This window comes from Falsiroseomonas sp. RANM36 (assembly GCF_056682175.1).
The window spans coordinates 511,090-518,537 of record NZ_JBWXTD010000004.1 but is presented as its reverse complement, the minus strand read 5'-3'; the positions used below and the strand labels follow the sequence as shown (position 1 = coordinate 518,537).

Here is a 7,448-nt window from a genome sequence, read left to right as displayed (position 1 = left end):
CCCGCCTAAAAACCCGGGTGCGTGCCCGCTAACCCTGTCCCTTTGGCCCCCCCCGGGCGGCGCTGGGCGCGCCGCGCGAAGAAGGGGCTGCACATGACCGCAGAGACGAAGCGGTATCTCGACGAGGCCGCGACCGCGCGCCTTCTGTCTGTGTCCAAGCGCACGTTGCAGCGGTGGCGCCTGACCGGCGAGGGGCCGGCGTGGTGCCGCCTGGGCGTGCGGCGCGTGGCCTATCCCGAGGCCGGCGTGACCGCCTGGGCCGAGGCGCGGACCTACCAGCATCGCGCGGCCGAGATGGCCGGGAAGGTCGCCGCGTGATGCGCCTCGCCATGCTCTCGCCGCTGCTCGGCCCGCTGGTGCTGCTCGCGCTGCTCGGCGCGCTGCGGCTGCTCTCCACCACCTAGAAAACGACCGCGCCGCGCTGGGCTAGAGCGCGACGCGGCCGGGGCAACTTCTCGACGCGGACACGGCGAGATGTAGCCCTGAGCGGCGCTGCAATCCAGCGGAAGGCGCAGCCCGAAAGGCTGTTCCATGACCCCCACGACCAACGCCTTGCGAGACTACCTAGAGGCCGCCGCCGAGGCGCGGCGCCGAGGCGACCTCGCCGCCGCCGAGTGCGCCGAGACTGCGGCGCTGCTCGTGCTGCGCTCCATCTCCCTGCCGGCGCCGACCGGCGAGGCGGTGCGGACATGACCGACGCCGCGACCATCGCCGCCGCCCTGGGGCTGCGGCAGAACCGCCGGGGCTGGTCGGGCAACTGCCCATCCTGCGGCTACGCCGGCACCTTCACCATGAGCGTGAAGGACGGCCGCGCCCTGTGGTGGTGCGCCTCGTGCCAGGATCGCGACGGGCTGCTCGCCGCTGTCCGCAGCGCGACGGATGGCGCCTGGACGCCGCCCGCATCGCCCGGCACCAGCGCGACCGCCGACGCCACCGACCGCACGCGCGCCGCGCTGGCGACCTGGCACGAGGCCATGAGTCTCAAGGGCACGCTGGGCTCGGTCTATCTCGCCGCGCGCGGCCTGCCTGACGCGACCTCGACGGCGCTCCGCTACCACCCTGCCCTGCGCCACCCGAACGCGACCGGCACCTTCCCTGCGCTGGTCGCGCTGATCCGCTCCACCACCACGGGCGAGCCGGTGGCGATCCACCGGACCTATCTGCGCCGCGACGGCGCGGGCAAGGCCAGCGTGGACCCGGCGAAGGCCACGAAGGGGCCGATGGCCGGCGGCGCGATCATGCTGCACGAGCCGGTGGCCGGTGCGCCGCTGGTGATTGGCGAGGGCATCGAAAGCAGCTTGTCGGCGGGCCGCCTGCTCGGCGCGCCCGCATGGGCCGGCATCGCCGCCGGCAACATGAAGGCGATCATCCCGCCGGCCGGGCCGGGCGAGATCATCCTCGCCGCCGACCCGGACCCGGTTGGGCAGCGCGAGGCATGGGCCGCCGCCGACCGCTGGCGCGGCCTGGGCCAGCGCGTGCATGTCGCAACGCCCGACGATCCGACCGCCGACTTCAACGATGTGCTGCGGCGCCGCCTGGCGCGGGAGGCGTGCAATGGCTGACGGCTTCACCACGAAGAAGGCGGGGGCCGAGGCGCCCGCCCCGCTGGCGCGCGATATCCCGCCGGCCACGCCCTATCCGGTGGAGGCGTTGGGCGACCTGCTCGCCGCCGCCGCGCGCGGCATCCACGACAAGGTGCAGGCCCCGGTTGCGGTCTGCGGCACCAGCGTCTTGGGCGCCGCCGCGCTGGCCGTGCAGGGGCACGCCGATGTGGTGCTGCCGACCGGCAGCGCGCGGCCTGTAAGCCTGTTCCTGCTCTCCATCCTCGAAAGCGGCGGCAGGAAATCCGCCGCCGACGAGGGAGCCCTGTGGCCCATCCGCAAGCGCGAGGCCGCACTTCATGCCGCCTATGGCGCCGAGATGGAGAGCGCGACCAACGCCATCACGGCATGGGAGACGGCGCGGGAGAAGATCGCGAAGGACAAGAAGCGCGGGCGCGACGAGATGAAGGCCGCGCTCGACGCGCTCGGCCCGCGCCCGCCGTCGCCGCTCATGCCGCTGCTCACGATGGACGAGCCGACCGTCGAGGGCATGGCGAAGCTGATGCCGATTGGATTGCCGAGCCTGGGCATCTTCTCGCCCGAGGGCGGCGCCTTCATCAACGGGCACGCCATGAGGGACGATGCCCGACTGCGCTCGGCGGCAGGTCTGTCGGGCTTGTGGGATGGAACGCCGCTGCGGCGCGTGCGGGCCGGTGACGGCGCGATCATCCTGCCGGGGCGGCGCGTGTCGTTGCACCTCATGGCGCAGCCCGAGGCCGCCGCGACGCTGTTCCACGACCCGGTGCTGAAAGATCAAGGTCTGCTCGGCCGCATCCTGCCGACCGCGCCGGACGCCGCCAGCGGCACGCGACTGTGGCGCGAACCGCCCGCCAGCGCGGATGCCGCGATCCGACGCTACGGCGCCCGCCTGCTGTCCATCCTAGAGGCGCCCATGCCGATGGCCGAGGGCGCGCGGAACCAGCTCGCGCCGCGCCGGCTGCCGCTGTCGCCGCCGGCCCGCGCGTGCTGGATCGCCTTCGCGGATCACATCGAAGGGCAGCTAGGCGAGGGCGGCGCGCTGGCGCCGATCCGCCCCCTTGCCAACAAGCTGGCCGAACACGCCGCGCGCCTCGCCGCCGTGCTGACGCTGGTGCAGGACCTCGCCGCCGCCGAGATCGGCGCCGAGGCGATGGAGGCGGGCATAGAACTGGCGCAGCATCACGCCGCCGAAGCCCTGCGCCTCGACGCCGCCGGGCAGGTCCCGGAGAAGCAGCGCACGGCGCTGCGGCTGCTCGATTGGCTGAGGACCGCCTGGGGCGACGACCTCGTGTCCCTGCCGGACATCACGCGGTTGGGGCCGAACGCGATCCGCAGCCGCGACACGGCGAAGGCCACGGTGGCGACGCTGGTAGAGGCGGGATGGCTGGTGCCGGTGCCGGGCGGCGCCGAAGTCCGGGGCGAGCGGCGGCGCGAAGTGTGGAGGGTGGTGCGATGACCCCCTTCGCCCGGTTCGGCACGCGGTTCTCAGTTGGGGCCGCCGCCCCTGCGAAAGTTGCGACACCTGCGAAAGCGGACGCGGGCGGGGCCGAACTTTCGCAGCTTTCGCAGCTTTCGCGGGAGGCTGCGCCGAAAGCCGAAAACCCGCCCGGCCACGGGCTGCTGCACCAGGCGCGGCGCATCGCCGCCAGCGTTGCGGACGGGGCCGAGCGGGAGGCCGATCCCGATGGATGGCTGGTGCTGATCCTGCCGGACGGCCGGCGGCACATCGCCGCCCCGCATGTGGTCGCCGCGCTCGACGCCGCCGGGCTGCTGCCCGACCTCCCGCCCGCCGTGTCGCGCTCGACCTTCGCCGCCCGCGCCCGGCCGCCCTCGTGGTCGGACCCGACCGACGCGCCGCGCGAGGGCGACCGATGCTGCCGGTGCAGGTCGGGCCGGTGGTGGACAGTGGCGCCGACGCCGGACGGATGGACCTGCTCGACCTGCCATCCGCCGCCGCCGGGGCGAGCGGTGCTAGAGATGGGGACCTGAGGATGACCCGTCCCTCCTAGCCTCTGGGTCCCTGTTGGCGCCGCCGCGCCGCAGCCATTGGCACCCCGGCACCACGCTAGATGCAAGATTTCTATAACCCTAAACTAAAGGACGAGATGCGGATGTGCTGGACTGAAACGAAAGCCGCCTTTGCCGACCGCCTGGGCGTGACGCGCGGCAGGGTATCGCAATGGCTCGCCGCCGGGATGCCCGAGCGGGAGGACGGCACCCTAGACCCCGCCGACGCGCTGGCGTGGTTGCTTGCCAACCTCGACACCGACAAGGGGCGCGGAACGCGGGAGCGGGCGCGAGTTGAACTCGGCGCCGTTCACATCGGACGGGCCGCTCACGCGGCTGTCTGCTCGGTACTGGACGAGGCGGGGCCGGCCATCGCGGTCGCCGCCGCCGAGGCGGGGCTAGACCGTGCGCGGGCCGAGAGGGTGGGGGACCTCGCGCCGCTGCTCATGGCGCAGGCCGTCGCGGACCAGTTGCGGCAGGCGGGCTTGCCCGAGCCGGAGCTACCCGCCCCCGACGCTTGGCGCGCGCGGGTGGTATGGGGCTGGCTGTTCGATGCAGCCGGGCTCAGCGCCGTGACGGGCTACCTCGCGCCTCACCGGGGAGAGTATGTCGGCGGGGCGATGGCGAAGGCCGAGGCGCCGCGACCGCGCTAGGCCCGGCGGGCGGAACCGCGCGCCCAAATTGCGCCCGGCGGGTCCGCTGGGGGTCCGCAACGCCGACTGAAACGTCCGAACCGGACTTGATCGCCATCTAAGTCTTTGTTCTGAATGGTGGGCGCACTAGGGCTCGAACCTAGGACCCGCTGATTAAGAGTCAGCTGCTCTACCAACTGAGCTATGCGCCCGCCCGGGCGCGCTGATAGGGGCAAGCGCCCGCCTTGTCCAGCCCGTCAGCGCAAGGCTGCCAGCAAACAACCGCAGGCCTGCGCCCTTCAGGGCCCTTCGCTGGCGGCACCGAGATCCGCATCGCGGTGGACATAGGCCGACATCAGCAGCCCGAAGCCCACCATCGTCGTCAGCATCGCCGAGCCGCCATGGCTGATCAGCGGCAGCGGCACGCCGCCCACCGGGATCGTGCCGGTCACCATGGCCACGTTCACGAAGACGTACAGGAAGTAGTTGGTCGCCAGCCCGACCGCCAGGAGCCGGCCGAACTGGTGCCGGCTCGCCACCGCCACCAGAAAGCCGAAGGCGATCACGGAGGCCAGCAGCCCGAGCACGCTCAGCGCGCCGACCAGCCCGAACTCCTCGGCGATCATGGTGAAGATGAAGTCGGTCTGCTTCTCCGGCAGGAAGTTGAGGTGCCCCTGCGTGCCCTGCAGGAAGCCCTTGCCCCAAAGACCGCCCGAGCCCAGCGCGATCTTGGACTGGATGATGTTGTAGCCGGCGCCGAGCGGATCGCTCTCGGGATCGAGGAAGGTGGTGATCCGCGCCTTCTGGTAGTCGTGCAGGTGGTCGTAGGCGATCGGCGCCAGCACGGCGACGGCCGCGATGACGAGCGCGAACTTCCACATCCGGACCCCGGCGGCGAAGAAGACCGCGCCGCCGATCATCACCGTGATCAGCGCATTGCCGAGGTTCGGCTGCTTGAAGATCAGCGCCGCGGGGATGGCGATGGCGATCAGCGGCGGCAAGAGGAACAGCGGATTGCCGATCCGCTCCCAGCTCGCCCGGTGGAACCAGGAGGCGAGCGCCACCACCAGCAGGATCTTCATCAGCTCCGAAGGCTGCAGCTGCAGCGGGCCGATGTTGATCCAGCGCTGCGCCCCGCCGCCGACCCGGCCATGCAGCTCCACCAGGACCAGCAACCCCACGCCGAACACGTAGCCGAGCCAGGCGAAGCGCTGGATCAGGCGGATGTCCACCATCGCGATCGAGAGCATCACCACCAGGCCGAAGCCGAAGCGGATGGCGTGGCGCTGCGCATAAGGCTCGGGCGCGCCGCCGCCGGCCGAATACAGCGCCACATAGCCCACCGCCGCCACGCCGCAGAGCAGCAGCACGAACGGCCAGGGAATGCGCCAGAGCTTCTCCAGCACCCCGGCGCCGCGGTCGCGCAGCAGAAGGCGACGCTCGAAGATCATCGCGAGGTCGCTTCCGCCACGCGCGGCCCGAGCCCACCCGGGACCGGGCGCAGCCGCTTGAACGCCTCCGCCAGCACGTCGCGCGCCAGCGGCGCGGCGGCGCCCGAGCCGCTGGTGCCGTGCTCCACCACCACGGCGCAGGCGAAGACCGGGTCGTCATGCGGCGCGAAGCCGACGAACAGCGCATGCGGGCGCCATTCGCGCGGCAGCTGGTCCACCCGGAAGCCGCGCTCGCGCTGCTCGCGGGAGACGCGGCGCACCTGCGTCGTGCCGGTCTTGCCCGCCATCTGCACGCCGAGTTCCGCCGGCAGGCGAGAGGTGCGGGCGGTGCCGCCCTGCTCGTTCACCACCGCCCACATCGCCTCCCGCATCAGCCGCAGATGCGCGGCGGGGATGCCGAGGCTCGGCCAGTCCTCGGCCCGGATGCCGCGCACCGGGCGGCCGCCGATCGCGCGGGTCAGGTGCGGCTGCACCGCCCGCCCGGTCGCGAGCCGCGCCGTCATGGTGGCCAGCGACAGCGGCGTGAGCTGGTAGAAGCCCTGGCCGATGCCGTGCACCACCGTGTCGCCCAGCGCCCAGGGCTTGCCCTGCGCCAGCCGCCAGTCGCGCGTCGGCACCAGCCCGGCCTTGGTTCCCGGCAGCTCGATCTCGAGCGGCACGCCGAGGCCGAAGCGGCGCGCCATCGCGGCGATGCGGTCGATCCCCAGCCGCTTCGCCATCTCGTAGAAATAGACGTCGCAGGACACCTTCAGCGCCGTGCGCATGTCCATCCCGCCATGCCCGTAGCGGTTCCAGCAATGGAAGCGCGCCCGGCCGAGGTCCATGTGGCCGGGGCAATGAACGCGCTCCCCGAAGGTGGTGACCCGCGCTTCCAGCGCCGCCAACGCGACCACCATCTTGAAGGTGGAGCCGGGCGCGTAGAGCCCGTTGGTCGGCTTGTTGATGAGCGGCGTCGCGCGGTTCGCCGTCCATTGCCGCCATTGCGCGGCGGAGACGCCGGAATTGAAGATGTTCGGATCGAAGGAGGGCTGGGTCGCCATCGCCAGCACCTCGCCGTTGCGCGCATCCATCAGCACGACGGAGCTGCCGTCCTCCACCTTCGCGCGCAGCGCCTTCTGCAGATCGGTGTCGATGCTGATCTGCACGTCCTCGCCTTGCACGCCCTCCCGCCTGTCGAGCTCGCGGATCACGCGGCCGACGGCGTTGACCTCCAGCTGCACCGTGCCGGCGCGGCCGCGCAGGATGCGGTCGTGGTGCCGCTCCACGCCGGCGCGACCGACGCGGATGCCGGGCAGCTCGAGCAGCGGGTCGCCGTCCATGTCGCGCTCGGAGGGCGGGGCGACATAGCCGACCACATGCGCCAGGTGCTCGGCCTCGGGGTAGATGCGCGTGGTGCCGACATCGACGCTGACCCCGGGCAGGTCGGGCGCGTTCATCTCGATCCGCGCCATCTCCTCCCAGGTGAGGAACTCGCGCACCACCACGGGCACGAAGCGGCGGCGGCGACGCACCTCGCGTTCCACGCGTGCGCGTTCCTGCTCGGTCAGCGGCACGATGCGGCCGAAAGTCTCGAGCGTGGCGCCGACATCGGCGGTCTGCTCCGCCACCAGCAGGGCGCGCCAGTTCAGCTGGTTCGCGGCTACGATGCGTCCTTCGCGGTCCAGCACGCGGCCGCGCGGCGGCGCCAGCGGCCGGCGACAAGGCCGAAGAGGTCGGCATCGAGCCCGGCGCCCTCACACTAGCCGGCCTCACCCCCCCGGAAGAGCCCCGGGTGACCC

The 7,448-nt window shown here is 72.4% G+C and carries 8 protein-coding genes and 1 tRNA gene; 6 read left to right on the top strand and 3 right to left on the bottom strand.

The features are described 5' to 3' along the window. Positions 1-93 precede the first annotated feature (93 nt). The 6 genes from AC1MIR_RS16255 to AC1MIR_RS16230 all read left to right on the top strand — a co-directional run bounded on the left by AC1MIR_RS16255 (position 94) and on the right by AC1MIR_RS16230 (position 4,240). A complete protein-coding gene (locus AC1MIR_RS16255; protein ID WP_480029227.1) occupies positions 94-318 on the top strand; it encodes a helix-turn-helix transcriptional regulator in 225 nt (74 codons plus the stop codon). A gap of 213 nt (positions 319-531) precedes the next feature. Then, the gene (locus tag AC1MIR_RS16250; protein ID WP_480029226.1) at positions 532-693 is read left to right on the top strand and encodes a hypothetical protein; all 162 of its coding nucleotides are present in this window, start codon (positions 532-534) and stop codon (positions 691-693) included. Continuing rightward, on the top strand, positions 690-1,562 hold the full coding sequence (locus tag AC1MIR_RS16245; RefSeq protein ID WP_480029225.1) for a DUF7146 domain-containing protein: 873 nt from the start codon (positions 690-692) through the stop codon (positions 1,560-1,562). Before AC1MIR_RS16250 ends, AC1MIR_RS16245 begins: the two co-directional genes overlap by 4 nt. Beyond that, a complete protein-coding gene (locus AC1MIR_RS16240) occupies positions 1,555-3,036 on the top strand; it encodes a YfjI family protein (RefSeq protein ID WP_480029224.1) in 1,482 nt (493 codons plus the stop codon). Before AC1MIR_RS16245 ends, AC1MIR_RS16240 begins: the two co-directional genes overlap by 8 nt. Continuing rightward, complete coding sequence (locus AC1MIR_RS16235) at positions 3,033-3,569, top strand: hypothetical protein (protein WP_480029223.1); 537 nt, start codon at positions 3,033-3,035, stop codon at positions 3,567-3,569. The genes AC1MIR_RS16240 and AC1MIR_RS16235 overlap by 4 nt, the downstream gene beginning before the upstream one ends. An 80-nt stretch (positions 3,570-3,649) precedes the next feature. Continuing rightward, positions 3,650-4,240: a hypothetical protein gene (locus AC1MIR_RS16230; RefSeq protein WP_480029222.1), complete on the top strand. Its 591-nt coding sequence runs from the start codon at positions 3,650-3,652 to the stop codon at positions 4,238-4,240. A 115-nt stretch (positions 4,241-4,355) separates the two neighbouring features. Here the strand turns inward: AC1MIR_RS16230 and AC1MIR_RS16225 are convergent. The 3 genes from AC1MIR_RS16225 to mrdA all read right to left on the bottom strand — a co-directional run bounded on the left by AC1MIR_RS16225 (position 4,356) and on the right by mrdA (position 7,358). Continuing rightward, positions 4,356-4,431, bottom strand: a tRNA-Lys gene (locus AC1MIR_RS16225). An 87-nt stretch (positions 4,432-4,518) separates the two neighbouring features. Beyond that, on the bottom strand, positions 4,519-5,670 hold the full coding sequence (gene rodA / locus AC1MIR_RS16220) for a rod shape-determining protein RodA (RefSeq protein ID WP_480029221.1): 1,152 nt from the start codon (positions 5,668-5,670) through the stop codon (positions 4,519-4,521). Continuing rightward, the gene (gene mrdA, locus AC1MIR_RS16215) at positions 5,667-7,358 is read right to left on the bottom strand and encodes a penicillin-binding protein 2 (protein ID WP_480029557.1); all 1,692 of its coding nucleotides are present in this window, start codon (positions 7,356-7,358) and stop codon (positions 5,667-5,669) included. Before mrdA ends, rodA begins: the two co-directional genes overlap by 4 nt. Positions 7,359-7,448 lie beyond the last annotated feature (90 nt).

What these genes read in the sequence shown, in the direction of transcription:
- AC1MIR_RS16235 (WP_480029223.1), top strand. Translation starts at nt 3,033, where the DNA reads ATGACCCCCTTCGCCCGGTTCGGCACGCGGTTCTCAGTTGGGGCCGCC.
- AC1MIR_RS16250 (WP_480029226.1), top strand. Translation starts at nt 532, where the DNA reads ATGACCCCCACGACCAACGCCTTGCGAGACTACCTAGAGGCCGCCGCC.
- rodA (WP_480029221.1), bottom strand. Translation starts at nt 5,670, where the DNA reads ATGATCTTCGAGCGTCGCCTTCTGCTGCGCGACCGCGGCGCCGGGGTG.
- AC1MIR_RS16255 (WP_480029227.1), top strand. Translation starts at nt 94, where the DNA reads ATGACCGCAGAGACGAAGCGGTATCTCGACGAGGCCGCGACCGCGCGC.
- AC1MIR_RS16240 (WP_480029224.1), top strand. Translation starts at nt 1,555, where the DNA reads ATGGCTGACGGCTTCACCACGAAGAAGGCGGGGGCCGAGGCGCCCGCC.
- AC1MIR_RS16230 (WP_480029222.1), top strand. Translation starts at nt 3,650, where the DNA reads ATGCAAGATTTCTATAACCCTAAACTAAAGGACGAGATGCGGATGTGC.
- AC1MIR_RS16245 (WP_480029225.1), top strand. Translation starts at nt 690, where the DNA reads ATGACCGACGCCGCGACCATCGCCGCCGCCCTGGGGCTGCGGCAGAAC.